Source organism: Acidobacteriaceae bacterium (genome assembly GCA_035944135.1).
In the GTDB taxonomy this organism is placed as follows: domain Bacteria; phylum Acidobacteriota; class Terriglobia; order Terriglobales; family Acidobacteriaceae; genus Granulicella.
Genome location: DASZBM010000010.1, coordinates 148027 through 174634 on the forward strand (window position 1 = coordinate 148027; position 26608 = coordinate 174634).

A 26608-nucleotide genomic window follows, 5' to 3' on the forward strand; every position below is an offset into this window, starting at 1 on the left:
CGCATCCAAAGCACATGGCTCGCCTCAACATCCCGGAGTACCGCGCCGCGCTCGCGATTGCGCAGCGGCTGCGCGAGCTCGGCTATGCGGCGTACTTTGCCGGCGGTTGCGTGCGCGATCTTCTGCTGGATCGAACTCCGCAGGACTTCGATGTCGCGACCTCAGCGACTCCGGAGGTCGTGCAGGCGACGTTCCCGCGAACCGAGTCTGTCGGCGCGCACTTCGGCGTGATCCTGGTCATCGACGAGCTGGACGGGAAGCGCACCGCGACTGAAGTTGCAACCTTCCGCAGCGACGGCGCGTACTCGGATGGCCGGCGCCCCGACGCAGTTCGGTTCTCCACCGATCCTGCGGAAGATGTGCAGCGCCGCGACTTCACGATCAATGGTTTGCTGCTCGATTCGGTGGCGTTTGAGCGCGGCGATTCGCTGGCTGATTGCATCTTCGATGTTGTCGGCGGTCAGGAAGATCTCAGGGCCGGCATCATCCGCGCAATCCGCGAACCATCGTTACGTTTCGCTGAGGACAAGCTGCGCATGCTGCGCGCTGTACGTTTCGCCGCAAGATTGCACTTCACCATCGAACCGCGCACATTCAGCGCGATTCAACAGCAGGCGGATTCGATTCATCAGGTCTCGTGTGAGCGCATCCGCGATGAACTGACGAAGATCCTTACAGAAGGTGCGGCGCGGCGCGGGTTTGAACTACTGGATGAAACTGGCTTGCTGGAGCATGTGTTGCCGGAAGTTACGCGGCTCAAGGGCGTGGAGCAACCGCCGCAGTACCATCCTGAAGGCGATGTCTGGGTGCACACGCTGATGCTGCTCGAGCACCTGCCGGCGGGTGCAAGCTGCACGTTGGCATGGGGCATGCTGCTGCACGATATCGGCAAGCCTGCCACGTTTACTCCGCCCGATCCAGCGCGGCCAGGAGATCGCATCCGCTTCAACGGGCACGTGGATGTCGGCGTCGCCATCGCGCGAAAGATTCTCACGCGAATGCGCTTCTCGAATGAAGAGTGTGCGCAGATCCTTGCGCTCATCAAGCACCATATGCAGTTTGGTGATGTGCAGAAGATGAAGCAGTCCACACTGAAGCGGTTTCTTCGGCTGCCGCGATTTGATGAGCACCTCGCACTGCATTATGCGGACGTGATGAGCTCGCATGGATTGCTCGGGATGTATGACTACGCGAAGGAGAATTATGAGCAGCTTGGTGAGGATGAGATTCGGCCACGCCTACTGCTAACCGGCGAGGATCTGATCGCTGCGGGGTACAGTCCAGGGCCGAAGTTTCGCGAGATGCTGACGACCGCCGAGGATGCACAGCTTGAGCGTTCAGTCAGGACGCGGGAGGAAGCGCTGCAGCTAATTCGCGAACGGTACGGTGTGCCGCAAATCGCAGAGCAGCTGAGATCTTGATGAGTACGGAAACAGGCGGAGAATCTTCTCGGGAAATGGTCGACGTGTTGGTTATTGGCGCGGGCATGGCGGGGCTTGCTGCGGCGCGAGAGCTGGCGGAGCGTGGGCTGCGCACTTTGGTGCTTGAGGCGAGAGATCGCGTTGGCGGTCGCATTTATTCGTTGCAGACGAGCGAAGGCGTTGTGGAACTTGGCGCGGAGTTTGTGCACGGCCGCGACGAGAAGCTCTGGGCACTGATCGACGAGGCTGGAGCGGAGACGGTAGAGCGCGATGGCGCGATGCTGCGCGAGGATGCCGATGGCCAACTCGTCAAAGAGGACGACGCAGCAGCGGGCGAGTCTGACTGGCTGGCTGAGCTTGCTCATCTTCCGGACGACATGAGCTTCGCCGACTGGCTTGCGTCCAGCGATGTGCCGAAGGAGCAACACCGAGCACTGCTCGGATATGTGGAGGGGTTCAACGCGGCAGATGCCAACCGGATCAGTGCGCGCTCGTTGGGTTTACAGCAGAGGGCCGAGGACAGCATTGAGGCCGACCGCGTGTGGCACCTGCGCGGAGGCTATTCGCAGCTCACGACGTATCTCGCGAATCGTGTGCGCTCTGCGGGCGCGCAACTGCAGTTGAACTGTGTTGTCCAATCCGTTCGATGGAGTGCCGGCGAGGTTGTCGTCAAGACGAGCACTGGTGAATATCGCGCACGGCGATGCATTGTGACGCTTCCGCTCGGCGTCCTGCAGATTGCAAACCGTGAAGCTGGTGTTCGCTTCGATCCTGAGCCTCGAGCGATAGCGGAGGCACGGCGGCTTGCGATGGGTTCGGCGGAGCGGTTCACGATGGTCTTTCGGGAGCGCTGGTGGGAACAATCCAAGCGCGTGAATGAAAAGGCGCTCAGCGCGATGAGTTTTCTGTTCACCTATCGGCGTTCGCCGCCGGTGTGGTGGACGCGCCACCCGGAGCCGGAAGCGCTCGCTGCGTTGACAGGATGGGCGGGCGGACCGCGCGCGGCCGAACTCGTCGGCCGCAGTGAAGAGGGGCTTGGAGAACAGGCGTGCCGTGACCTGGCGCAGGTCTTCGAGCTGCCCGAGAAGCTGCTTCGGGATGCTCTCGTCGCGACGCACAGGAACGACTGGCAGCTCGATCCATTTTCGCGCGGAGCCTACACATACATTCCCGTGAACGCGATCGATGGTCCGCTCAGGATGACCGAACCGGAACACGACACACTGTTCTTTGCCGGCGAGCACACCGACACAACCGGCAATTGGGGCACTGTGCATGCGGCTTTGCGCACGGGGCTCCGCGCGGCAGAGCAGGTTTTCAGCTCATTCACATCTTCGCGCTAGACTCATTCTTGCGTCTCTCCGCCGGGCTCCTGAATCCAAAGGCGCAAAGGAGAACACCCGCATGGCGTTTCTTACCGTTGGAAAAGAGAACAGCGCAGACATTCGGCTTTACTACGAGGACCACGGCTCGGGCCGTCCTGTCGTTCTGATTCATGGCTGGCCCCTGAGCGGTGCTTCCTGGGAGCGGCAAGTGGCCGCGCTGCTGGGCGCTGGGCAATATCGCGTCATCACATATGACCGGCGAGGGTTCGGCAGGAGCTCGCAGCCGGCAGAGGGCTACGACTACAACACGTTGGCGAAGGACACGTATGAGCTCCTCGAAAAGCTCGATTTGAAGGACGCGACGATTGTGGGCTTCTCGATGGGCGGTGGTGAGGTCGCGCGTTACATGGGCGACTACAACGAAGGGCGCGTAACCAAAGCTGTCTTCGCCTCATCGATCGCGCCCGCGCTGCGCAAGAGCGGGAGCAATCCCGAGGGCGTCGATCCGGCGATCTTTGAGGACATCAAGCGGAAGATCGAGAAGGATCGGTTCGTGCTTCTCGAGTGGTTCGTCGAGAACTTCTTCAATGCGGACAAGCTCACGGACCGCGTCTCGAAACCGGCGATCCAGGCGAACTTCAACGTCGCTGCAAGCGCTTCATACCAGGCCACACTGAACTGCGTGGATGCGTGGCTGGAGGATTTCCGCGACGACATCAAAGAGATCAAGGTGCCGACGCTTGTGATTCACGGAGACTCGGACAGGATTCTACCGATTGAAGCGACAGGTGCGCGTACGGCGAAGATGATTCCAGGCGCGAAGCTGCACGTGATCAAGGACGGCCCGCATGGATGCAACTGGACCCACGCGGCCGAGTTCAATGAGGCCCTGCTCACGTTTCTCGAAGGCAAGTAAGGAGCAACTGGAAAAGAGAAGCCCGGCGAATGCCGGGCTTCTGTGCTTTGAACTGCGCGTGACCTCAGCCTGTAATTGCCGCAATAGCCGTCTGACCCAGCACATACAGCGCCCACCAGCCGAATACGATAATCGCGGCGGAGCTGCGCTTAATGCCGGCAACGATCGAGATGCCGATCGTGAGGAGGATGGCGGCCCAGATGGCGAAGATGTCGACGGAGGAGAGCAGGGTGATGAGCCACTGCGGAGAGCTGCCGCCCTGCAGGTAGTAGCCGACGTTGGTGCCGACGGTGTTCTTGATATTGAAGGAGTCGCTCTGCATGCCGGCGAACAGCGTAATGATGGTCAGGATGGATATGAAAATCAGCGGCAGTGTGCCGTAGAACCATACCGCGAGCATCTGCTTGTAGTTTGTCCTGCCGCCGAAGGCGAAGTTTGCGGTGGCGAGGAAAATGCCGGAGACGATGAGGCCCACGACGATAAGAATCAGCGGCGCAAGGTACATGAACCGAAACTGCATCTCGATGCTGGAACGGATGCGGGCGGCTTGGTCGGGCGGGGCGTTAGCCAGGCGGTCCGCGAGGGACGCGTTGGTGTGAATGATGGAATCAACCAGACCCGCGAGCCCGATCTTGTGTAGCACCGTGTACGCAAACAGAAAGCTCAGGATGCACACGATGATGAATGGCAGCCACCAGCTCGCGTTGCGCCGGATGTCGGTAAACGTTTTTGTAGGCGCGATGAAGGCGTCGATGAAGCGTGCGCCTTGGGACAGCGGCTTACCTTCGGACGCGACGGCTACATGCTCCATAGGAGTCTCCTGGATGTGTGGAAGGCTGAAGGAAGTTTAGCGCTTCCAGGAGGTCGCGGACGTGAAAACTGGTGGCAAGAGGGGTACCCCTCTCTCCCCCCGTTTATTGCGCAAATTCTTGATGCGATGGAACTTAGGGGCGGACCTCTAAATCGCTGTGACGCGCAAAATCCCTGTTTTCAGTTACTTGCGAATTGATGTGTCCGCAAAATCCTGAGAACAGGGGAGTTATCTCCGCTAGGGGATGCACTCTTAAATAGGGTCTCGGGTCAGGGTTCGCGGGTGGCGGCACCCAGGGCGGCGAGGATATCGAGGCCGTAGGCGAGGCCGCGGCGGGTGTCCTCGGCGCGGAACTGGCGGAAGAGGCTGAGAAGGCTGGGCGGCTTCTCCTGCACGCGAGGAGGGTTGCGGTCGAGCGCGCGGGAGAGCTTGTAGAGCATCTCCGGGTCGATGGAGGCGATGATTCGGCCGAGGGCGATGAGGTTACGGGCGACGTTGATGCCATCGGGCGAGTTGGCGGCTTCGGCGAGCTTGCCGGCGATGATGTCGCGGCCGCCGATGACGCCTTGCGCGAGGTCGAGGATGCCCTTCTGGTGCGAGGCTTCGAGGAGGTCCCAGGCGGCGAGCAGCGCCTCGGCGTGATCGCGCGGTGCGTTCTCGATGCGGCTCATGAGCTCTTTTTGCGGATCAACCGGTTCGGGCTTGAAGGTGATCTGGTGTGCCATGGGGAAGTCCTTTGGAAGTTAGCGATTGAGGGGTTAGGGGTTAGGGGTGAGCGATAGTGAGGTTCGTGGTGGAAAAGGGTTGAGCGTTCCTGGGAGTACCGGCATACTCGGGGTCCTTCGACTACGCGCTTCGCGCTCCGCTCAGGATGACAGCTGGCTTGAGGAGCGAGGAGAGTAGAGGCCAGCGTTTCGATCCCTCACTCCTCACCCCTAACTCCTCACTCACGTCGGTCTCATCGTTTCAATCTGGACGAGTTTGTCTTTGGGGCGGGTTCCGGGAACGTGATAATCGGCGCGGGAGCGGCGGGCGGCGACGTCGACGCCGTCGGTGGGTGTGCGGGTGCCGAAGCGGAAGTTTTCGCGCGGCAGTGGAGAGTCGCCCTTTTCCGGGAGCACCGTCATCTTGACGGAGAGCTCCTTGTAGGCGGGGGTGTGGGTCGCGCGATCGAGGTGCGAACTGGTCATCTTGTTCACGGGTTCCGAGATCGAGTTCATCGGCATGTACATCTGCTTGCCGGTGACGCGATGCGTGACCAGCACTTTGACGCGGACGAAGCCGTAGGGGCTTTCGAGCTGGACGTACTGCCCTGACTCAAGTCCGCGCTCCTGTGCAAGTTCTGGGGAGACCTCGACAAAGACTTCGGGCGTGATCTCCTTGATGCCTGGAACGCGATAGCTGAGATTGCCTTGCTCGAAGTGCTCGAGGAGGCGGCCGTTGTTGACGTGCAGATCGTATGTCTCGTTTTGTTCCTCGCTGGGAGCGATGTACTCAAGCGGGTGGAAGTTGGCTTTGCCATCGGGGAAGGGGAAGGCCGATTCGCCGGCGTAGAGCAGCGGCTGGTCGGTGCCATCCTTGGCGACGGGCCATTGCAGAGTCTTGTAGTCTTCGAGGCGCTCGTAGGTGACGCCTGCAAATGTTGGGGTGAGGCTCGCAACCTCCTTCATCACGTCTGACGGATGCGTGTAGTCCCATCCACCGGCGCCGCCGAGTTTTTGCGCGATGAGCTGGTAGATTTGCCAGTCGGGCTTGGAGTGGCCGAGCGGCTCGAAGGCTTTGTGGAAGCGCTGAATGCGACGCTCAGTCGAGACGAAGGTGCCGTCTTTTTCGAGCGAGGGTGAGGCGGGAAGGACGAGGTCGGCGAAGCGGCAGGTTTCGGAGAAGAAGATGTCCTGGACGAGGAGGAAGTCGAGCTTGCCGAAGGCCTCGGCGACGTCGTTGGCGTTGGCGTCGGAGGTGATGGTGTCCTCGCCGGTGATATAGAGCGATTTGAGTTTGCCCTGGTGGATGGCCTCGATCATCTCGCGATTGTCGTGGCCTTTGGTGGTGGGCAGGGTGACGCCCCAGGCGGCTTCGAACTTGGCGCGAATCTCTTCGTTGTCGACCTTCTGATAGCCGGAGAAGACGTCGGGCATGGACCCGAAGTCGCTCGTGCCCTGCACGTTGTTGTGGCCGCGCAGAGGATAGGCGCCGGTGCCGGGGCGCTTGAAGTTGCCGGTGGCGAGGAGCAGGTTGCAGATGGCGGTGGAGGTGTCGGAGCCGCCGCAGTGTTGCGTGACGCCCATGGCCCAGAGAATGCAGACGCGCTCGGCAGAGGCGATTTCGTCGGCGATTTGCATCAGGGTGGGAACGGGGATGCCGGTGATCTTCTCGGCGTATTCGAGCGTGTAGGGCTCAAGCGAGGCGCGGTACTCGTCCCACTTGTTGACCCACCTGTCGATGAAGGCCTGGTTGTGGCGGCCGGTGTCGATGAGGTGTTTGGTTACAGCGCCGAGCCAGACTTCGTCGGTGGATGGATTCGGGCGGATGAAGAGGTCGGCGCGCTCGGCCATCTCGTGCTTGCGGAGGTCGCTGACGATGAGGCGCTGGCCGCGATGCTTGTGCGAGCGCTTGATGCGCGTGGCGAGCACAGGATGCGACTCGGAGGTGTTGGAGCCGATGATGATGACGAGGTCGGCGATCTCGATGTCGGAGATGGAGCCGGAGTCGCCGCCGTAGCCGACGGTGCGCGAGAGGCCTTTGCTGGCGGGAGTCTGGCAGTAGCGCGAGCAGTTGTCGACGTTGTTGGTGCCGATGACGGCGCGCGCGAGCTTCTGCATGAGATAGCTCTCTTCGTTGGAGCATTTTGAAGAGGCGACGAAGGCGAGCGCGTCGGGGCCGTGTTCTTTTTTGATCCTGGTGAATTTGTCCGCGATGATGTCGAGTGCTTCGTCCCATTCGATTTCGACGAAAGTGTGTTGGCCGTCGGGGGTCTGGATGCGCTTGAGAGGCTTGCGCAGGCGGTCGGGAGAGTTGACGAAGTCCCAGGCGAACTTGCCCTTGATGCAGGTGGAGATGCCGTTGGCGGGGCCGTGCGCGGGCTCGACCTTGAGGATGTGGCGGTCGCGCGTCCAGATGTCGAAGGAGCAGCCGACGCCGCAGTAGGTGCAGACGGTCTTGGTGCGCTTGACGCGCTGCTTGCGCATCTCGGCTTCGATCTCGGAGAGCGCGAGGATGGGTTCGTAGCCGGTGGAGGGCTCGACGCCTTTCACGGCTTCGATCATGTTGTTGAGAGCTTCGGTCGGGAGCGAGGTGAGATAGCCTGCCTTGCCGAGCATGCCTTTTTCCATGAGCGCGTTGCAGGGGCACACGGTGACGCAGTGGCCGCAGGAGACGCAGGAGGAACCGGCGATCTGCTCGGTGCCGTCCCAGAGGACGCGCGGGATTTCGCGGGACCAGTCGATGGTGAGGGTCTCGTTGACCTGCACGTTCTGGCAGGCTTCGACGCAGCGGCCGCAGAGGATGCACTGGTCGGGGTCGTAGCGGTAGAAGGGGTTGGAGTGGTCCTGCGGATAGGGGCGATGCTCGAACTTGCGGGCCTGGTGTTTTACGGCGAGCTCTTTGGTGGTGTTGTGGACGGTGCAGTTCTGGTTGTTGTTATCGCAGACGGTGCAGTAGAGGTCGTGGTGATGGAGGAGGCGATCGAAGGCGTCGCGCTGGGCGACGTCCGCGCGGTCGGAACGGGTGAAGACGACTTGGCCTGCGGCGACGCGGGCTTCACAGGCGCGGGCAAGCTGGCCGTTGAGCTCGACCATGCAGGTGTCGCAGGAGCCGATGGCGCCCATGGGCTTGAGGTAGCAGACCTGCGGGAAGGTTTGCTGGCGGGCTGCCATGGCGCGATTGACGGCCTCGATGAGAAGTTCGCCGGCCTCGGCAGGGATGGACTTGCCATCTATCTGAATGGTCGTGTCCGGCGTGAGGACGACGGGCGTATTCATCAGCGGCTTGGCGTGGTACTTTGCGTGGTCCATGTTGGCTAGGATGCGCTGGGTTGTTGGGCTGGTTGCGGTATTTGGCGGGGGTTGCGAGTCGATGAAAACGAGTCTGGTGAGGATCGGGATTTCGGGCTGGCGGTATGCGGGATGGCGCGGCGTGTTTTATCCGCCGAAGCTGCCGCAGCGGCGCGAGTTGGAGTTTGCAGCGACGAAGTTTCCAAGTGTGGAGATCAACGGGACGTTTTATTCGCTGCAAAAACCTGGGTATTTTCGCGACTGGAGCGCGGCGACGCCGGATGATTTTGTGTTCGCGGTAAAAGGGTCGCGCTACCTGACCCACATGCTGAAGCTGCGCAATGCCGAGCAGCCGCTGGCGAATTTCTTTGCGAGCGGATTGCTGGAACTGGGGAAGAAGCTGGGGCCGATTTTGTGGCAGTTTCCGCCGCAGTTACGGTTTGAGGCTGGGCGGTTCAGAGATTTTTTTGATTTGCTGCCAAGGACGCATGGAGCGGCGGCCGTGCTGGCGCGCGGACATGACGAGCGGCTGGAGGGTCGGGCGAGCGTGGAGGTGACTGCGGGGGTGAAAAAGGGCACGCCGATTCGTCATGCGATTGAGATTCGGGATGAGAGCTTTGCGTGTGAGGAGTTTGTAAAGCTGCTGCGCGAGCATGATGTGGCGCTGGTGGTCGCGGATACGGTGGAGTGGCCGCTGCTGTTTGATGTGACGGCGGATTTTGTTTATGTACGGCTGCACGGGTCGGAGGAGCTGTACGCCAGCGGGTACGAGGACGCGGCGCTGGATGAGTGGGCGGATCGGGTGGTAGCGTGGGCGACGGTTGGCACGGCGCAGGGACGCAGGGCGTGCGAGACAGAGGCGGAGGCGTGTGCGCGGGATGTTTATGTGTACTTCGACAATGATGCGAAGGTACGGGCGCCGTTTGATGCGATGGGATTGCAGAAGAAGGTGGCGGAGCGACTCAAGTCCCTGGAGGACGGTGGACCCCACCCATGACGACTGCGTCGTCATGAATGGGGCACCCGGCTAAAGCCCCCTATTCCTCTTTATGAGCTAAGAAACCCGAGGCTAAAGCCTCGGGTTACCTAGAAGCGAAGACGATCTAGTCGACGCCCCAGCGTTTGAAGACGAGGGAGCCGTTGGTGCCGCCGAAGCCGAAGCTGTTGGAGAGGGCGTAGTCGATTTTGGCGGGCTGAGCCTTGTTGGGGACGTAGTTGAGCCGGCACTGAGGGTCGACGTTCTCGAGGTTCATAGTCGGCGGGGCGATCTGCTTTTGCATCGCGAGGATGGTGATGACGGCTTCAAGGCCGCCGGCGCCGCCGAGCAGGTGGCCGGTCATGGACTTGGTGGAACTGACGAGGAGCGTGTGGTTCAGGGCGCGCTCGCCGAAGACGTTTTCGAGGGCCTTGGACTCGAGGGCGTCGCCGAGCGGTGTCGAGGTGGCGTGGGCGTTGACGTAGTCGATCTTGTCGGGCGCGATGCCGGCCACCTTGAGGGCGTGCTTCATGGAGCGGAAGCAGCCTTCGCCCTCAGGGGCCATGCCGGTCATGTGGAAGGCGTCGGCGGACATGCCGTAGCCGATGATTTCGGCGAGGATGTTGGCTCCGCGGCGCTGGGCGAACTCGAGCTCTTCAAGGATGAGGATGCCGGCGCCTTCGCCGACGACGAAGCCGTCGCGGTCCTTGTCGAAGGGGCGGGATGCGTGGGTGGGGTCGTCATTGCGGGTGGAGAGCGCCTTCATGGCCGCGAATCCGCCGACGCCCATGGGGGTGATGGCACCTTCGGCACCGCCGGCGATCATGGCGTCGGCGTCGCCGCGCTGGATGATGCGGAAGGCGTCGCCGATGGAGTGCGCGGAGGTGGTGCAGGCGGTTGCGGTGGCCTCGTTGGGTCCGCGGGCGCCGTACCGGATGGAGACGTGGCCGGCCGCGAGGTTGACGATCGAGGCCGGGATGAAGAACGGCGAGATGCGACGCGGGCCGCCGTTCATCAGGTTGGTGTGCTCGCGCTCGATGACATCGAAGCCGCCGATGCCGGAGCCGATGTGCACGCCGACGTTGTCGGCGATCTCCGGCGTGACCTGGAGGCCGGAGTGCTTCATGGCTTCGTCCGAGGCTGCCATCGCAAAGTGGATGAAGCGGCCCATCTTGCGGGCCTCTTTCTTCTCCACGAACTGGTGGGGGTCAAAGTTTTTGACCTCGGCCGCAAACCGGACAGAATGCCCGGTGAGGTCAAAGGCGGTGATCTCGGCCATGCCACTGCGGCCGGCCATCAGGCCTTCCCACACCTCGGCGGCGGTGTTCCCGACCCCGCACAAGGCGCCGAGGCCGGTGACGACAACGCGTCGCTGCTCCATCATTACTTTCCTTGGGGGCGTAGCGGTCTTTGCCGGGCCATCTAAAGATGGCCCCTTCCGCTACGTCTTACTTTTCTTTCTGGTGCTTTTCGATGTAGTCCGTGGCGTCCTTGACGGTCTTGATCTTTTCCGCGTCCTCATCCGGAATCTGGATGTCGAAGGCCTCTTCGAACTGCATTACCAGTTCGACCACGTCGAGCGAATCGGCGCCCAGGTCTTCCTGAAAGCTGGCGCCGGGGGTCACTTCAGCCTCGTCCACCTGAAGCTGCTCGACAATAATTTGTTTCACCTTCTCATCAACTGCTGCCATTGTTCCAATCTCCTATGGATTCCTTCTGAGTCACGGGGAACGTGTGTCCTGAAACTAGCGTCCGCTCAAGTTGCCTCAGTGTGCAAGGATACTTAGGCTCCCTCTACGTGTAAAGAACAGCACGGTTTTCGGTCTTCTGGAGCGGACGTCGAGATTGATCGGGGCCCAGAGCTCCCAGCGCCCGTTGCAATCTCTGATGCAGGTTCGTGGCCCTTTCCGTTGCAATGACTGCAACCTTCTGTTCGTGACGCCTGCGACCTCCGGCTATTACACACACCACCCGCGAGTGTTACGCCTACCACCTACTAAGGTCATGTGGCCCGTGCAGGGCACGTGACCTGACACGTTCCGTGGGCGGGCCCGTCTTGTCGTGGGATAGCGGGCGGTTGGGCGCGAAAGCAGAATGCTCTCTATCAGCACGGAGGCAGGGCATCTAACCGGGTTCCCTGCCGCGCAATCTTCTACTTGTTTCGACCGTTCGCGCCTAGCATGGGGGCCACCAAAATTCGGGCCCCCTGCTCGGTCGCCAATCACTGAGGAGGTCAATCCCTTGAGTAATAGAGTCTGCAAGCATTGCGGCTCGGGTCATCTTCGCCGTTTGAACCGCAGGGGCTGGACCCAGATGCGCCTGCTGCCCGCCTTCGGCATGTTTCCGTGGGAGTGCACGATGTGCCGGACCCGGACCTTCTGCCGGGACGACGGCCACGCCCGACGGCTGGAGCACGCGGCGTCGTTCAACCAGCCGTTCTAAGCGCCCCGTTCCCGGGTCGCGGATCGCTTCACAGGGGCGACCGTCAGCCCCTTCATTCCCCAATTTCAGAATCCGGCTGAGATTTATTCATCGTCTTCGGCTGCCAGCAAGGGCAGGACACCGTGCAGTGCTGCGGCGTGGCCAGGAAGCGATCCGTCTGCCTCGGTGCCGACATCGCGCAGCGTGCGGTTGATAGCACGCGTCCGCACGCCCAGCTTCTGGATGGTGTTCTGAACTGTGCCAACCTGTTTTTCCATGGAGTCCATCAGGCCTTCGAAGGTCTTGAACTCCTTCTGCGCGCGTGAGAGGACGTTCCAGACCTCGTTGCCCTTCTTCTGCAGGTTCAGCATGCTGAAGCCGAGCTTGAAGCTGGTGAGCAGCGCGTAGAGGTTCGAGGGGCCGGCGACCATAACACGGCATTGCTGGTGCAGCTCGGCCTGCAAGCCGTCGCGGCGAAGCACCTCGGCGTAGAGGCCTTCGGTGGGAAGGAACATGATGGCGTAGGGCGTCGTGACGGGTTCGTTGATGTACTTCGAGCAGATGCGCTTGCCTTCGGTTCGGATGGCGGAGTCAAACGCGCGGCGTGCCTGCTCGATGGCGGCCTGGTCGCCTAGCTCGTAGGCGCTCTCGAGCCGCTCCCAATCCTCGCGCGGGAACTTCGCGTCGATGGGCAGGAGAACGTCGTCGCCAGCCGGGCCGGGGAACTTGACGGCATACTCGACGACCTCCTGCGTGTTTTCCTTCACTCGCGCGTTCTTGACGTACTGGCCCGAAGCGAGGACCTGCTCGAGCAGATTGCCGAGCTGCACTTCGGCAAAGCCGCCGCGCGATTTTACGTTGGAGAACATGCGGTTCAGGTCGCTAACCCCGGCGGAGAGCGTGTTCATCTCGCCCAGACCAGTGTGGACCTTGGCGAGCTGGTCGGTCACCTGGCCGAAGCTTTCCGTGAGGCGGGAATGCAATGTTTTCTGCAGCTTCTCGTCGACGACATTGCGCATCTCTTCGAGCTTCTTTTCGTTCGAGTCGCGCAGAAGTTCGAGTCGCTGCTGCACGCTCTCGCGCAATTTCTCCTGCTCACTGGCCTGGGTCGCTCTTAGATCTGCCAGGCTTCTGTCGAGGGCATCACGGTTGTCACCGTGCTGCTGCGCCATGTCGGTGGCGAAGCCCATGAAGCGCTGGGTCAGGCCGCCGAGTTGCGCCTCGACGGACTGGCGAAGGGTTTCGGAGGCGCGGGTGTTGTCCTGGCGGAAGCTGTCGAGGCCGCTGCGCAGTGCCTCGCCGAGTGCGTTCACGTTTCCGAGGACTTCGGTGCGGAGCGCGGCGGCGGAGCGTTCGGCGGCTTCGCGGCCTGCCTGTGCCTCGGAGGATGTGTCGGTGCGGACCTGTGCGAGGCTGCTGCGGAGGTGTTCGTCGAGCGTCGCGAGCCGTGTCTCAAGCCGGGCGAAGTGCGTGGGCAGCTCGGAGGCGAGCGCTGCCAGCCGCGGGTCTTCGATTGCCGGCTCGCTGCCTGCCTGCCGGCGGCGCAGCACGACGAAGAGGATGGCGATCAGGAGCAGCAGTTCGACGGCGAGCAATGCGAGCGTCATTTCGATTTTCCTTCGCTTCAGAGCATAGCACCCGGGTTGGCGGGAAAAGGCGGCCGAATTGGCGCGGGGCGAGGCTTGATGATTCAATGGAGAGAGAGCAACACTTTGCTCCAGAAGGTCCTCTAGAGTGCGTTCTTTCGGTCTTCGCCGCCTCCTCGCCATTGCAATGTTTGGCTCGTTCGTCTCGGCTGGTTTCGCCGCGGCGCAGATTTCGATGCCGCCCAACGAGGTGAGCCATTTCATCGACACCTCGATGCTGAAGCCGCCCGCCGGCGTGAAGCTTGCCGTCATCGAGTGGGAAGACCTGGAGTGCCCGGCTTGCGCGCACGCGTTTCCGTTTGTGCACGCCGCGGTGAACCAGTACCACATTCCGCTGGTGGAGTATGACTTCCTGATTCCGGGTCACATCTGGAGCCACCAGGCGGCGCTGTATTCGCGCTACATGAAAGACAAGATTTCGCCGCAATTGGCGGAGGACTATCGCCGGCAGGTGTTCGCGGCGCAGTACCGCATCGCGTCGCAGGACGACCTCCTCAACTTCACGAAGCAGTTCATGAGCCAGCATGGGAAGCAGCTGCCGTTTGTCGTGGATCCGACGGGGCAGTTGGAGCGCGAGGTGGAAACTGAGGTCGATCTCGGCAAAAAGCTGGGGCTGGTGGAGACGCCGACGATCGTGATCGTTACGCCGCATCGCTGGATCCAGGTGAAGGATGTTTCGCAGCTGGATGCGGCGATCGATATGGCGAAGCAGTGGGTGGCAGAGCCGACGGCGGCTTCGGCGCGTCGGCCTTCTGCGACGACGCATCATCAGTAAGCTCCGCAAGGAGACAACAAAGCAAAGGCCGCCAGAGGGCGGCCTTTCTGCTGGTGCCTGGATGGCTATTGAATCTGGACGAGGTCTGAAGCGCCGGCGCCGGGCGTTGTGCTCTCGTGCTGCGGGGCGCGCCAGTGGTCGATGTAGCTGACCTGGTGCACGCAGGAGATGGTGCAGTTGGGAGCGCAGCTTTTTTCGGTGAGGAACTCGCGCTTGACGTCCTCGGTGGTGTAGTCGGCGATGGGGGTCGCGGGATAGCCGCGCTGCTGGCTGCAATAGTGCACCAAGCCGTTTTCGCAAACGTAGAGGTAGCGCGAGCCTGCACGGCAGCGCCAGTCGTTCGGCTGGCCGTTGGCGATGGCTTCCTGAAAGTGGTTGAAGCGCGAGTAGCTGCGGCGGGTGAGCCGGCGGACTTCGTCCCAGACTTTGCGCTCGCGTGCGCCGAGGGGCTTCAGTTGGCCGGTGCCGTCGTGAATGATGCCGATGGTGGAGCTGAAGCCGAGTTCGAGAGCGCGCTTTGAGACGGTGAGTGCGTCCTCGGGGTGCTCGATGCCGCCGCCGACGACGGAGTTGATGTTCACGTGGAAGTCGGCGTGTTCGGCGAGCATGCGCAGCTTCGCGTCGAGCACTTTGAGGGACTTCTTCGAGACCTCGTCGGGCATGACGTTGTCGATGGAGATCTGCATGTGATCGAGGCCGGCTTTGTTGAGCCGATGGATGCGGTCAGGCATCAGCAGATAGCCGTTGGTGATCATGCCGGCGATGGCGCCGGTGTCGCGAATGGCGCGGATGACGTCGTCGAGCTCGGGGTGCAGCAGTGGCTCGCCGCCGGAGATGGTGATGACGGAGGTGCCGAGGCGGCCGAGCTCGCCGATGCGGCGGCGCATCTCGTCGATGTCGACCGGCTTCGAGAAATCGTCGAATTCGTTGCAGTAGGTGCAGGCCAGATTGCAGCGGCGCATGGGCACGATGTGCGCCATGTAGGGATGCGCGGTGTCGGCCAGAGCAGAGCCGATGGACTTGAGCTCGCGCAGGCGGCGCGACGCAGCGATGAGCCGCCGCTGCGCGGTCATACGCCGTCGCGGGGATCTGGTCCCGGAGCTGCTCTTCTGTGAGGTTTGTGCACTCATGCCTGCTTCTATTCTACCGTGGATGGCTGGTCAGGAGGGTCGGCGGAGGCGCTTGCTCGAATAGACTGAAAGCTCACACAAAGGAGCTATACGATGCCGCGTGAGATTGAATGGAGCGACACACTCGAGATTGCGATTCAACTGCAGGAGCGATTCCCCGAAGTGGATCCGTTCACGGTGCGGTTTACGGACATGCACAAATGGATCACGGAGTTGCCTGGCTTTGTAGGAGATCCTCAAAAATCGAATGAAGGCTTGCTGGAAGCCATTCAAATGCGATGGCATGAAGAGTATGAGGACGCGAAAGAGGGATGATTTCGCGCGAATCGATACCACGCCAGTCCTTCGGTCGCCGTCTAAGGCACGAGGAGGAATCCTATGAAGTTCGAACGTGCAGCGATTTTTGCAGTAGCGCTCGCGATTAGCGCGACCCCGGTGTTTGCGCAGGAAGCGACGCAGCAGCAGACGACGACGCAGACAACGACAACCACCAGCGCCACGGCGTCGGGCCCCGTTGTAGACCGACCGATGACGCATCATCAGCTGAAGAAGGATGAGAAGGCTGATAAGGAACAGGCGAAGGCTGACAAGGCCGAGGCGAAGGCGGCGAACAGCAAGAAGGTTCGCAAGGCTAACGACAAGCAGTACGACGCCGACAAGGCAGCTGCAAAGGCCGACAGCCCTTACTAGATTGATGCACTGCTGAACAATTTTTGAAGTCGAACGCCGCGCTCGGAGCCTTGCTCTGGCGCGGCGTTTCAGTTCAAACGGTTTGCGCTTTGCGGCGGAGTATCTGGTCAGGCAGGCGGGAGCCGGTGAGGCGAAGGACGGCGAAGCAGAGCAGCGCCCACACCGCAGTCCCTATCGCAATGATGAGGAGATCGCCAGCGTGCGTGGACACTCGCGGCATGACGCGGACAAGGCCACCGGCGGCGAGAAGAGCAAGGATGGCAGCCGCGAGAGACCGGCCCAACTCGCGAAACTCGAGATGCTGAAAATTCACCAGCCGTTTGTGGTGCAGGAGCCAGGCGAGGGTTGCGGTCTGCACGAGGATGCCAAGATCGGAGGCGAGCGCAAGGCCTTCCAGACCGAGCGCGCGAAAGAGGCTCCAGTACATCGGCACTGAGAGCACGGTAATGACGGTGCCGGTAATTGCAGGCGTGCGCGTGTCGCTGGCGGCGTAAAACGAGCGCGCATAGATTCCCTGCACGGCCCAGATGGCAAGGGTGACGGAGAGGATGATGAACAGCCGTGTCGTCTCCGCAGCGTCGGTGCGATGGAATTTTCCGCCGCGGAAGAGATCGAGCAGCCAGGGCGCCAGCGCGATCATCCATGCCGAAACGAGCATGCCCACCGCGAAGAGTCGCGACACCGAACGGCTGACTGAATGCGAGAAATCGTGAGCGCGTCCCTGCTGATAGAGCGAGGCGAAGAACGGAAGCGATGCTGCGCCGGCCGCGGGGCCGATGACATTGAAGGGCGCGTTGAAGAGGTCCTTCGCGTTGCCGATGAGGGTGATGCCGCCTTCGCGCAGGGAACCGAAGTAGTTGAGGAAGTAGCCGTCAAACATAACCAGCGAGACGCCGATCATGAGAGGAAGTGTCAGCTTGAACCATTCGACAAACGCGGGGTCCCTGAAGCCGATGACGGGGCGATACCGGAAGCCGGTGCGTACGGCGCCAAGGGTGTTCAGCAGGAGAGCGCCAACGATGACACCGGCCAGCACGCCCACCGCAAGCGAGTAGATACCGATCTGCTTGTGAAGGAACAGGGCGCCCAGGATGATGCCGCCGTTGTAGATCAGCGGAACTCCGGCCTGGTAGATGAAGATCTTTCGCACCTGCAGGCGCGCGCTCATACAGCTGCCGATGAAAAAGAACAACTGCGCGGGCAGAATGATGCGGGTCATCGAGGTGCAGAGGGCTGAGCGTAATTCGTCGTGGCGAAAGCCTTTGTTGGCGAACCACACGTAGTAAGGTGCGATCACCTCTCCGAGCAGCACGCCGGCGCAGAGCACGAGAAGCATCGTGGTCATCACGACGGAGAGCGCACGGTCAGCCCCCTCTTCGTCGTCGCTGACGAGATAGCGGTTGAGCACGGTGATGAGTGAAATCGCGACGGCTCCGCCGGTAAGGAAATAGGAGAGCAGGTCCGGCAACTTGAATGCCGCGCGATAGGCATCCTGCGCAGGGCCGGCGCCAAACAGATAGTTGACGTATTTGATTCTGATGAGCGCGAGCACGCCGGATAGGAGCGAGCTCAACATCAGCAGCATGGCTGCTGAACCGACGGTGTGACCGTGCGAGCTGCGAAACAGATTCAGACGCGAGTGGCGACGCGGCGGCGTCTCGGCAGGAAGCGACGCAGAAGATGAGATTTCAGTCGGGGGAGTAGGTGGTTGCAACGGGCTCATTCAATGGGGAACAGGTCACGTTGGCGGCGCTCCACGGGCTCAACGGGCTCAACGATTCTGGGTTCGCGCTTTGGAGCCAGCTTGGATTCGGGCTTCGGCCGGGAGTCTGTCACAAGCCGCGGACGCAAAGGCTTGGGCCGCATCGCGGGAGCTTCGGTGTTTGCCGCGGGCGAGCCCAGCAATGCAAGAAGCTGCTGCATCTCTTTGCGGAGCGCCCGCAGGCGCGCCTCGATGGGGGCCTTTTCAGTGTTTGGGCCGATTGCCGGGGCTTCCACGGGAACCAGCGCGGGAGTTGAGGCAGCGATGGGAACAGGCTCAAACGGCGTCACCGCTTCGCGCGGCTTTATTTCATTCTTGAAGACCTGCCGCGCGCCTGGAATCGTGTAACCCTGGTCGTAGAGGAGGCTCTTGATGCGCAGGGCCATCTCGACGTCGCGCTTGCGATACAGCCGTTGGCCCGTGCCGCCTTTATTGGGCTTGAGCTGCGGGAACTCCGTCTCCCAGAAGCGCAGTACATACGCGGGGACTTCGCACAGCCGCGCGACATCGCCGATCCGGAAGTAGAGCTTGTCGGGGATCTCAGGCGCTACGGTCTTGCGAATTGGCTGATGGGTTCCCATGCAATCGCGGCGACACCACCGGGTAACCACTTTCTGGCGTCCCGGTCTTGACCCAAAGTATAGGTCGCTGGAGGGCCAAGGGCCAGTAGTTTTCGCGGTTCCCCTGCGCGATCTTCTACTTACGGGGGAGGCGACCGGGAACCACAGGAGTAAACACCGGGTTAAAGCTCTCCTTTAGGTTTTTGCCGGTTTCTTGCCGCCTTTCGGCGTCAGGGGTGTCCATGGCTCAGTCCACCCGGCGGAGCCCCGCGCGGCGGAGATAAATTGCCGCAGCCTGAGCGGATCTTTACGGCCCGGTGAAAGTTCGACACCGCTGGCGACATCCACGCCCCAGGGCTTCAGCACCTCAATCGCGGAGGCGACGTTGCGGGAGTGCAAGCCGCCCGCGACGATCAACGGCGGCAGATCCGCACCGGAAGCGGCCGCCGCGGTGTTGCAGGCGAGGCGAATCTCCTGCGCGGCAAGCTCCCAATCGAACGCCATGCCGAGACCACCGGATTGGCCTCGGCGCGCGGCATCGACGAGCACGGCCCGAAGACCCGGCGTCGTGAGCGTGCGCGCGAGCGTCGCAGAGAATCCGGCGTTGTCGCCCGAATAGACGTTGAAGGGAACTGTCTGGATCAACTGCACGTGGCCCTCGAAGGCCTCGTTCAGTTTGGCGATGAGCTCGGGGTTCAGTTCGCTGTGGAGTTGCGCGGCCTGCAGGCCGGCCTCACGGACGGCGCGGATGATCTCGTCGGCGTCCGTTGTCGCGAAGACGCCAACGGTGAGCACGCTGCCAGGAAGATGCGGCGTGATTTCGGCGACCTGAGAGGCAATCATGCGCCGGCGGCTGGGCGCGAAGACGAAGCCGACCGCATCGGCGCCCAACTCGGCGGCGAGTTGAGCGTCCTGCAGGTTCGTGTTGGCGCAGATCTTGATGAACATAAGGGAAGTGAAGAGTGAGTAGTGAATAGTGAAGAAAGCCAAAGCGGTTACAACGACGAAGATGAACGCGGCTATGTTCAGGTCTTATTCACTATTCACTAATTTCTTCAGCGCTTCTCCGGGTCGCGGCTGGCGCATGAGGGATTCGCCGATGAGGAAGGCTTCGTAGCCGGCGGCGCGGAGGCGCTGCATGTCCTCGCGTGTGTGGATGCCGCTCTCCGCCACACGCACTGCGGATTGTGGGAGTCGGGCGGCGAGCTCGCACGCGCGATCGAGTGAGACCTCAAAGGTGCGCAGATCGCGGCTGTTGACGCCGACGCATTCGCAGTCGAGCGCAAGCGCGCGGTCGAGCTCTTCGGCATCGTGAACCTCGCAGAGGACGTCCAGTTCGTAACGGAGGGCTTCATCGCGCAGCGTGCGCAGCTCGGAGTCTGTGAGCGCGGCAACGATCAGGAGAATCGCGTCGGCGTTGTTTGCGCGGGCTTCCACGATCTGGAATGGATCGACCATGAAGTCCTTGCGCAGGCATGGGATCGACGCGGCTGCCGAGGCAAGGCGCAGATTCTCGAGCGATCCCTGGAAGAACTTTTCGTCGGTCAACACCGAGAGGACTGCGGCTCCGGCCTGTTCCATCTCTTTCGCTAGTGCAGCGGGGTCGAACTCGGCACGAATCAGGCCTTTCGACGGTGACGCTTTCTTTAGCTCCGCGATGATGGCAGGACTGGTCTGCGCCTTGGAACGCAGCGCACGTGCGAACCCGCGCGGCTGATGCTCGGCTGCGGCACGCTCCATGGCGCGCATGTCCGTCGCGGCCTTACGCTCGGCGACAACTTCGCGCGTATGCGTCAGGATCTCCGGCAAATACATCGTGCGTGCGGCGGCGAGACTCATCTCTTCCATGCTACGGCAAGCGCGAAAGGGCTACGATGGAAGCAATGGCTGAAGTGAAGACATCGACCGAGCGTCTGCCGATTCCTGATCGTGCGTTTGGCGCTTATTTGTTTGATCTGGATGGAACGATTGCGGACTCGATGCCCGTGCACCTGATCACGTGGCAGCAGGCGGTGCGCGAGCACGGCGGCGAATTTCCGGAAGAACTTTTCTGGGCGTGGGGCGGGATTCCGCTGCCGCGCACGGTGGAGATGCTGAACGAGCGTTTTGGCTATCACATGTCTCCGCCGGAGGTCGTGCACCGCAAGGAGCAGCTGTACCTGGAGATGATCGACAGGGTGCGGCCGATTGCGTCCGTGGCGGCGCACATCACGGAGCAGCACGGGAAGATTCCGATGGCTGTTGTGTCGGGCTCGCCGTGCCTGACGATTACGCGCACGCTGGAGGCGCTGCACCTGGACAAGTGCTTCGACGCCGTGGTGGGCGCGGAGGACTACACGCATGGCAAGCCCGATCCTGAGCCGTTCCTCACGGCGGCGCGCATGCTGAATGTCGCGCCGGCAGATTGCCTTGTCTTCGAGGATGCGGATTTGGGGATCAAGGCGGCGGAGGCCGCGGGAATGACGTGGGTGCGTGTGCCGGTGCATCCGCTCGCGGTGAGTGTGTAGCGCCAGCTATCTCAGAGCGGCTTTTGGTTGCGCGAGCACGAGGCCGCGAGGCGTCGGCAGCAGCAGTACGGAGATCAGGCCTTCGCGCTCGAGCTTCTTCGCTGCGTCGCGAACGGTCTTCAGGTGTGAGCTCGCATCGTGAATCACGATGAGACCGTTGGGATTCATCTGCGGGAGAAAGCGCTTTACTTCCGCCTCGCGCAGATCGGGGTCGGAGTCCGAGAACAGCAGATCGATGGTGCCGTCGACGTGCATCTCAAGCGAGCTCTCGTTGCGGAGGTCGATGTACTTTGCGAGGGGGCTTGTCGCAAAGCGTTCCTTGGCACGCGCAAAGACGACGGGGTCGTACTCGCAACTGATGATCTTGCCTGCGGGTGAACCGCTGCTTGCGTTGCGATCGAGGCCGCGTGCGATCCACTCTGTCGAAACGCCGAGGAAGCTTCCGGTCTCGACGATGAGCTGCGGCTTCAGCGTGGTGACCAGCGTGGCGAGCAGCTCCAGCACTTCGAGCTCGGCGGTCATGGAGTCAAACATCGACCACTGCTCGGGGTGCGGGCACTCCGGCGTGGCGCGGTGATATTCGGGCTGCAGCACGCCGCCTGCGCGGTCGTGCTGCAGCATCACCTTGTGCTCCTGCTTCAGCTTTTTGCGGAACAGGCCCATTGCTACGCCTTGCCCGCAAGCTGCCGCAGCACGTACTGCAGAATGCCGCCGTGCTGGTAGTAGAGGATCTCCTGCGGCGTGTCGATGCGGATGCGCGCCTCGAAGGTCTTCTTCTTACCGTCGGGCGACGTGGCGACGACGGTAACAGTGCGGCCGTTCTCGAATTTCTGGTCGAGCCGCTCCTTGAAGCCCACGATGTCGTAGGTTTCCTCGCCGTTCAGCCCAAGCGAATCGGCATTCTTGCCCGCTTCAAATTCGAGCGGCAGGATACCCATGCCAACAAGATTGCTCCGGTGAATGCGCTCGTAGCTCTCCGCGATGACAAAGCGGATGCCGAGCAGCCGCGGTCCCTTCGCCGCCCAGTCGCGCGACGAGCCTGAACCGTACTCCTTGCCCGCGATGATGCACAGCGGCGTGCCGCGCTCAGCATATTTAACCGAAGCATCGTAGATGCTCATGCCTTCGCCCGCAGGTAGCAGGCGTGTCACGCCGCCCTCAGTTCCCGGCGCCAGTTTGTTACGCAGGCGAACGTTGGCAAAGGTTCCGCGCACCATCACCTCGTGATTGCCGCGGCGCGATCCGTACGAGTTGAACTCGAACGGCTTCACGCCGTGCTCGGTGAGGTACTTGCCTGCAGGGCCGTTCAGCTTGATCGATCCGGCGGGAGAGATGTGGTCGGTTGTGACAGAATCGCCGAGCCACGCCAGCACGCGCGCGCCCTTGATGTTCTCGACAGCAGCTGGCGTGGCCGGCATGCCGTCGAAGTACGGCGCCTTGCGGATGTAGGTCGAGTCCTGCTCCCATCCGTAGGTGTCGCCGCTGGGAAACTTCAGGTTCTGCCAGTTGGCATCGCCGTCGCTCACCGTGCTGTATTGCTGGCGGAACATCTCGGAGTCGATCGATGCCGCGACGGCGTCGGAGACTTCCTTCTGGCTCGGCCAGATGTCGCGCAAAAACACTTCCTTGCCATTCGAGCCCTTGCCCAGCGGCTCTGTGTCGAAGTTGTGCTCGATGTGCCCGGCGAGCGCATACGCGACGACCAGGGGCGGCGACATCAGGTAGTTCGCACGCACCTCCGGCGAGATGCGGCCCTCGAAGTTGCGATTGCCGCTGAGCACGCTGACAGCCACGAGGCCGTGCTCCTCAATCGACTTCGAGACATCCTCAGGCAGCGGGCCGGAGTTGCCGATGCAGGTCGTGCAGCCGTAGCCGACAACCTGGAAGCGCAGCTTGTCGAGGTACGGCAGCAGGCCGGCGCGCGTGTAGTAGTCGGTGACGACACGCGAGCCCGGCGCGAGCGAGGTCTTCACCCATGGCGGCGTGCTCAGCCCTGCCTCAACAGCCTTCTTCGCGAGCAGACCCGCCGCGACCATCACGTACGGATTCGACGTGTTGGTGCAGCTTGTAATGGCCGCAATCACAATCGAGCCGTTGCTCATGTATTTGTCAGGATCCACGCCGAAACGCGCACGCACCGTGTGCTCTTCGGGCGTCGCGGTCTGCTGCTGACCTCCCATCGGCTTCTCGTGCGACGTCGCCGTCACGGTGACGCTCACCGGAACCTCCGGCGTCGGTGAACCGACGGAGCTCGCGAGATTTCCGTCAGCACTGGTGTGGCCGCCTTCGCCCTCCCAGCGCACCATCTGGCGCACCTCGTTCTTGTTCGCGTTCGGTCCGAGCAGGCTCGGCAGCACCTTCGCGAAGCTCTCCGGCGTTTCGCGCAACAGCACGCGATCCTGCGGACGCTTCGGTCCGGCGACGCTCGGCTCTACTGTGCTGAGGTCGAGCGACAGCGTGCCGGAGTACACGGCTTCGGGCGCGTCCGGTGTGTGGAAGAGGCCCTGCGCCTTGTAGTACGCCTCGGTCAGCGCGATGTGCTCTTCAGTGCGCCCCGTGAGGCGCAGATAGTTCAGTGTCTCGGCGTCCACCGGGAAGATGCCGCAGGTCGCGCCATACTCCGGCGCCATGTTCGCGATGGTCGCGCGATCGGCGAGCGGAAGCTGGCTGATGCCAGAGCCGTAGAACTCGACGAACTTGCTCACAACGCCGAACTTGCGCAGCATCTCCGTCACGGTGAGCACGAGATCTGTAGCAGTGGTGCCTTCGCGCAGCTTGCCGGTCAGCTTGAATCCGACGACCTGCGGAACGAGCATGCTCACCGGCTGTCCAAGCATTGCGGCCTCGGCTTCAATGCCGCCCACGCCCCATCCCAGCACGCCCAGTCCGTTGATCATCGTCGTGTGCGAGTCCGTGCCAACGAGAGTGTCCGGGTACGCGATCGTCTGGCCGTTCTCTTCTTTCGTGAAGACCACGCGCGCGAGGTACTCGAGGTTCACCTGGTGGCAGATGCCCATGCCGGGCGGCACGGCGGAGAAGTTGTCGAACGCGGTCTGTCCCCACTTGAGGAAGGCATAGCGCTCGCGGTTGCGCTGAAACTCGAGCGCCGCGTTTAGATCGTAGGCCTTCGCGCTTCCGTACTCGTCCACCTGCACGGAGTGGTCGATGACCAGCTCTGCCGGAACGAGCGGATTGATCTTCTGCGCATCGCCGCCAAGCACCTTCATCGCATCGCGCATCGCCGCGAGGTCAACGATGGCGGGCACGCCGGTGAAGTCCTGCATCAGCACGCGCGCGGGCATAAAGGCGATCTCGCGCGAGGGCTCAGCCTTGGCGTCCCAGTTGGCGAGGAAGCGAATGTCGTCGGCCGTCACGGTCACGCCGTCTTCGCGGCGCAGGAGGTTTTCGAGCAGGATGCGCAGCGAGTACGGTAGCCGCTCCAGCTTCGCGCCGGTGGACGCAAGCGCGGCCAGGCGGAAGTAACGCACAGTCTTGCTGCCGGACTTCAATTCGGCGGCTGCGTGAAAGCTGTCAGGATGAGCGTTTGAGGTAGCCATGTCTGAATCTCCTTGAAGCTCCTTTGAAGGAGCGCCGCCTTGTCTGGCATCGGCCAGCGAGGGCAGTGGATGAGGCCCGCATCGACGCGCGGCTCAAGCGAGCGCGACAGCGAGGATGACAGGCGAACAATTCTGGATGATAGCGAGTCCGGAAGGGAAAGGCGCGCGCGGCGTTTAGCAGGTCGAACGCCCGCGATCGTGACGGCCACGACGGAAGCGCTTGAGAGGGGAGCGCGACATGCCCACAGTGTAGCTCTTTTGCCACATTGGCCGCATCCGCCAAACCCTTTGGCTGGCCGTACATACCAAGATGAGCCGGGCCCGCGGCTGACCCCGGCAGAGAACGCCGCATCTTATACAAAGTTGATGGGTTTGTACCTATCGTAGGGGCGTGCTCCAGGAATTTCAGGAGAGCCGCCAGGAGCCAAGGGATGCAAGTCACAGCCACCACCATTCGTCGTGCCTTAGGCGCGATCGCTTTCTCGGGCACACTGGCGCTAGCCGCCGGATGCCACAGCAGCCAGGCCAACGCCGGGCCGGATCCAGCCGCGGCCAATATGGCGCCGGCCAACGGCCAGACGCAGGTTCTTGGACAAAACGCCGCCTACACGCCGGAGCAGCAGGGTGAGTCTTATCCGCAGCAGCCCGGCTACCCGCAGCAGGCGCCCGCTCCGATCGAGCAGGGCTATCCGCAGCAGGGTTACGCTCCGCAGGCCGGCTACCCCGATCAGGAGCTCGCCGGCGAAGAGGCGCTCGAAGACACCACGCAGCCGCCTCCGCCGCTGCCCGATTACGATCAGCCGCCGGCTCCCGGGCCTGACTACATATGGACGCCGGGTTATTGGTCATGGGGACAAGAGGGCTACTACTGGGTGCCGGGCGCCTGGGTTGAGCCGCCCTATTATGGCGCGCTTTGGACTCCGCCCTACTGGGGCTGGTACGGCGGCCGCTATCGCTTCCACCACGGCTACTGGGGACGTCACGTCGGCTACTACGGCGGCATCGATTATGGCTTCGGCTACATCGGGATCGGCTACTTCGGCGGCTACTGGAACAACGACCACTTCTACTACAACACTGCTGTGACTCGCGTCGGCGGTGGGATTCGAAACGTCTACCAGCGGCCGGTGGTCTATAACAATGTCCGCTACGGCGTTCAGCCGGCGAACCGCGTGAGCTACAACGGCGGCCGCGGCGGTATCAGCGTGCAGCCTCGACCGACCGAGGTCGCGGCGATGCGTGAAGCCCACACCGCGCCATTGGCCGCGCAGAATCAGGTTCGCGTTGAGGCCTCGCAGAACCGCGCGCAGTTCTACAACCAGAACCACGGCCGGCCCGCGATGGCCTCAGCGCAGCATGGCTTTGCGAACACACGCGGCATTGCTCCAGCGCCTCGCGTGGCGGAGCCTGCCGGTCCTGCTCCGGGCGCTCGTCCGGGTCAGCCCAACGGCGCCTACATGAACGACCGTGGTGTGAACGGTGCACGGCCGCAGCCCTACAACGAAGCGCCCCGTGTCGACAACCGCGCGGTGCAACCGCAGCCGAATGGCGCCGCGCCGCGCTACGACAACCGAGCGCAGCCTCAGCCGCAACCGAATGCCGGTAACCCGCGTTTTGACAATCGTGCGCAACCGCAGCCGAATGCGGCAGCGCCACGCTATGACAACCGCGCACAACCTCAGCCGCAACCGCGTGTAGAAAACCGGCCGCAGCCACAACCGCAGCCGAATACGAACCCGCGGTTCGAGCATCAACCCTCGCCGCAGCCGCAGCCGCGGATGGAGAACCGTCCGCAACCGCAGCCGCAGCAACGTCCGCAGCCTCAGCCACAACCGCAACAGCGGATGGAGAACCGTCCACAGCCGCAACCTCAGGCACGCCCGCAGCCGCAACCGCAGGCGCGCATGCAGCCGCAGCCGCGCCCAATGCCTCAGCCGCAGCAGCACGTTGAGAACCGGCCGGCGCCAGCGCCAGCACCGCGTCCGCAGGCACCACCGCCGCAGGCTCATCCTGCGCCGCCACCTCAGCAGCATGGAAATCCCGCCCCCGCAAACCGCGGCGACGAGCACGGCCATCGCTAACCAATAGCCATGAAACCAAAAGTGCCCGGTTCGCTTTC

23 protein-coding genes are annotated in these 26608 nt (G+C 62.4%); 10 read left to right on the forward strand and 13 right to left on the reverse strand.

Annotated elements, in window-relative coordinates; translation table 11 throughout:
• Positions 1–14: 14 nt before the first annotated feature.
• From VGU25_15100 to VGU25_15110, 3 genes are all read left to right on the forward strand, one after another.
• Positions 15–1421 carry a CCA tRNA nucleotidyltransferase gene (locus VGU25_15100; GenBank protein ID HEV2578530.1) on the forward strand — a complete coding sequence of 469 codons (1407 nt, stop codon included), beginning with the start codon at positions 15–17 and terminating at the stop codon, positions 1419–1421.
• A 35-nt stretch (positions 1422–1456) separates the two neighbouring features.
• Positions 1457–2764: an NAD(P)/FAD-dependent oxidoreductase gene (locus VGU25_15105; GenBank protein ID HEV2578531.1), complete on the forward strand. Its 1308-nt coding sequence runs from the start codon at positions 1457–1459 to the stop codon at positions 2762–2764.
• Positions 2765–2825: 61 nt separating this feature from the next.
• On the forward strand, positions 2826–3662 hold the full coding sequence (locus VGU25_15110) for an alpha/beta hydrolase (GenBank protein ID HEV2578532.1): 837 nt from the start codon (positions 2826–2828) through the stop codon (positions 3660–3662).
• A gap of 64 nt (positions 3663–3726) precedes the next feature.
• On the opposite strand, the gene VGU25_15115 is transcribed toward VGU25_15110, so the two are convergent.
• The 3 genes from VGU25_15115 to fdhF form a co-directional block, all read right to left on the reverse strand.
• On the reverse strand, positions 3727–4473 hold the full coding sequence (locus VGU25_15115; protein ID HEV2578533.1) for a YIP1 family protein: 747 nt from the start codon (positions 4471–4473) through the stop codon (positions 3727–3729).
• A gap of 269 nt (positions 4474–4742) precedes the next feature.
• Complete coding sequence (locus VGU25_15120; GenBank protein ID HEV2578534.1) at positions 4743–5198, reverse strand: DUF1641 domain-containing protein; 456 nt, start codon at positions 5196–5198, stop codon at positions 4743–4745.
• Positions 5199–5420: 222 nt separating this feature from the next.
• Positions 5421–8486 (reverse strand): formate dehydrogenase subunit alpha, encoded by a 3066-nt coding sequence (fdhF, locus tag VGU25_15125; GenBank protein HEV2578535.1) that lies wholly within the window; start codon positions 8484–8486, stop codon positions 5421–5423.
• Between the two features lie 61 nt (positions 8487–8547).
• On the opposite strand from fdhF, the gene VGU25_15130 reads away from it, so the two are divergent.
• Positions 8548–9462: a DUF72 domain-containing protein gene (locus VGU25_15130; GenBank protein ID HEV2578536.1), complete on the forward strand. Its 915-nt coding sequence runs from the start codon at positions 8548–8550 to the stop codon at positions 9460–9462.
• 106 nt (positions 9463–9568) lie between these two features.
• Here VGU25_15130 and fabF read toward each other — a convergent pair whose 3' ends face one another.
• Positions 9569–10825: a beta-ketoacyl-ACP synthase II gene (fabF, locus tag VGU25_15135; GenBank protein HEV2578537.1), complete on the reverse strand. Its 1257-nt coding sequence runs from the start codon at positions 10823–10825 to the stop codon at positions 9569–9571.
• 64 nt (positions 10826–10889) lie between these two features.
• On the reverse strand, positions 10890–11132 hold the full coding sequence (locus VGU25_15140; GenBank protein ID HEV2578538.1) for an acyl carrier protein: 243 nt from the start codon (positions 11130–11132) through the stop codon (positions 10890–10892).
• Between the two features lie 550 nt (positions 11133–11682).
• Between VGU25_15140 and VGU25_15145 the strand changes: the two genes are divergently transcribed.
• Positions 11683–11883, forward strand: coding sequence for a hypothetical protein (locus VGU25_15145; GenBank protein ID HEV2578539.1), 201 nt, complete (start codon positions 11683–11685; stop codon positions 11881–11883).
• Between the two features lie 83 nt (positions 11884–11966).
• On the opposite strand, the gene rmuC is transcribed toward VGU25_15145, so the two are convergent.
• Positions 11967–13469 (reverse strand): DNA recombination protein RmuC, encoded by a 1503-nt coding sequence (gene rmuC, locus VGU25_15150; GenBank protein HEV2578540.1) that lies wholly within the window; start codon positions 13467–13469, stop codon positions 11967–11969.
• A 127-nt stretch (positions 13470–13596) separates the two neighbouring features.
• Here rmuC and VGU25_15155 point away from each other — a divergent pair, with 127 nt between their 5' ends.
• A complete protein-coding gene (locus VGU25_15155; GenBank protein ID HEV2578541.1) occupies positions 13597–14283 on the forward strand; it encodes a thioredoxin domain-containing protein in 687 nt (228 codons plus the stop codon).
• A gap of 65 nt (positions 14284–14348) precedes the next feature.
• Here the strand turns inward: VGU25_15155 and VGU25_15160 are convergent, their stop codons facing one another.
• Entirely contained in the window at positions 14349–15356 is a 1008-nt protein-coding gene (locus VGU25_15160) for a radical SAM protein (GenBank protein ID HEV2578542.1), read from the reverse strand.
• Between the two features lie 150 nt (positions 15357–15506).
• Here VGU25_15160 and iscX point away from each other — a divergent pair, with 150 nt between their 5' ends.
• On the forward strand, positions 15507–15728 hold the full coding sequence (gene iscX / locus VGU25_15165) for a Fe-S cluster assembly protein IscX (GenBank protein ID HEV2578543.1): 222 nt from the start codon (positions 15507–15509) through the stop codon (positions 15726–15728).
• A gap of 63 nt (positions 15729–15791) precedes the next feature.
• On the forward strand, positions 15792–16103 hold the full coding sequence (locus tag VGU25_15170) for a hypothetical protein (GenBank protein ID HEV2578544.1): 312 nt from the start codon (positions 15792–15794) through the stop codon (positions 16101–16103).
• 73 nt (positions 16104–16176) lie between these two features.
• Here the strand turns inward: VGU25_15170 and VGU25_15175 are convergent, their stop codons facing one another.
• The 4 genes from VGU25_15175 to trpC form a co-directional block, all read right to left on the reverse strand.
• The gene (locus VGU25_15175) at positions 16177–17817 is read right to left on the reverse strand and encodes a lipid II flippase MurJ (protein ID HEV2578545.1); all 1641 of its coding nucleotides are present in this window, start codon (positions 17815–17817) and stop codon (positions 16177–16179) included.
• 5 nt (positions 17818–17822) lie between these two features.
• Positions 17823–18446 (reverse strand): MerR family transcriptional regulator, encoded by a 624-nt coding sequence (locus VGU25_15180; GenBank protein HEV2578546.1) that lies wholly within the window; start codon positions 18444–18446, stop codon positions 17823–17825.
• Between the two features lie 174 nt (positions 18447–18620).
• Positions 18621–19415 carry a phosphoribosylanthranilate isomerase gene (locus VGU25_15185; GenBank protein HEV2578547.1) on the reverse strand — a complete coding sequence of 265 codons (795 nt, stop codon included), beginning with the start codon at positions 19413–19415 and terminating at the stop codon, positions 18621–18623.
• A gap of 42 nt (positions 19416–19457) precedes the next feature.
• The gene (gene trpC / locus VGU25_15190) at positions 19458–20273 is read right to left on the reverse strand and encodes an indole-3-glycerol phosphate synthase TrpC (protein ID HEV2578548.1); all 816 of its coding nucleotides are present in this window, start codon (positions 20271–20273) and stop codon (positions 19458–19460) included.
• 35 nt (positions 20274–20308) lie between these two features.
• On the opposite strand from trpC, the gene VGU25_15195 reads away from it, so the two are divergent.
• Positions 20309–20932: an HAD family phosphatase gene (locus VGU25_15195; protein HEV2578549.1), complete on the forward strand. Its 624-nt coding sequence runs from the start codon at positions 20309–20311 to the stop codon at positions 20930–20932.
• A gap of 6 nt (positions 20933–20938) precedes the next feature.
• Here the strand turns inward: VGU25_15195 and VGU25_15200 are convergent, their stop codons facing one another.
• Both VGU25_15200 and VGU25_15205 read right to left on the reverse strand, forming a co-directional pair.
• Positions 20939–21595, reverse strand: coding sequence for a class I SAM-dependent methyltransferase (locus VGU25_15200; protein HEV2578550.1), 657 nt, complete (start codon positions 21593–21595; stop codon positions 20939–20941).
• Between the two features lie 2 nt (positions 21596–21597).
• Positions 21598–24489 (reverse strand): aconitate hydratase, encoded by a 2892-nt coding sequence (locus VGU25_15205; GenBank protein ID HEV2578551.1) that lies wholly within the window; start codon positions 24487–24489, stop codon positions 21598–21600.
• Between the two features lie 431 nt (positions 24490–24920).
• On the opposite strand from VGU25_15205, the gene VGU25_15210 reads away from it, so the two are divergent.
• On the forward strand, positions 24921–26570 hold the full coding sequence (locus tag VGU25_15210) for a hypothetical protein (protein ID HEV2578552.1): 1650 nt from the start codon (positions 24921–24923) through the stop codon (positions 26568–26570).
• Positions 26571–26608 lie beyond the last annotated feature (38 nt).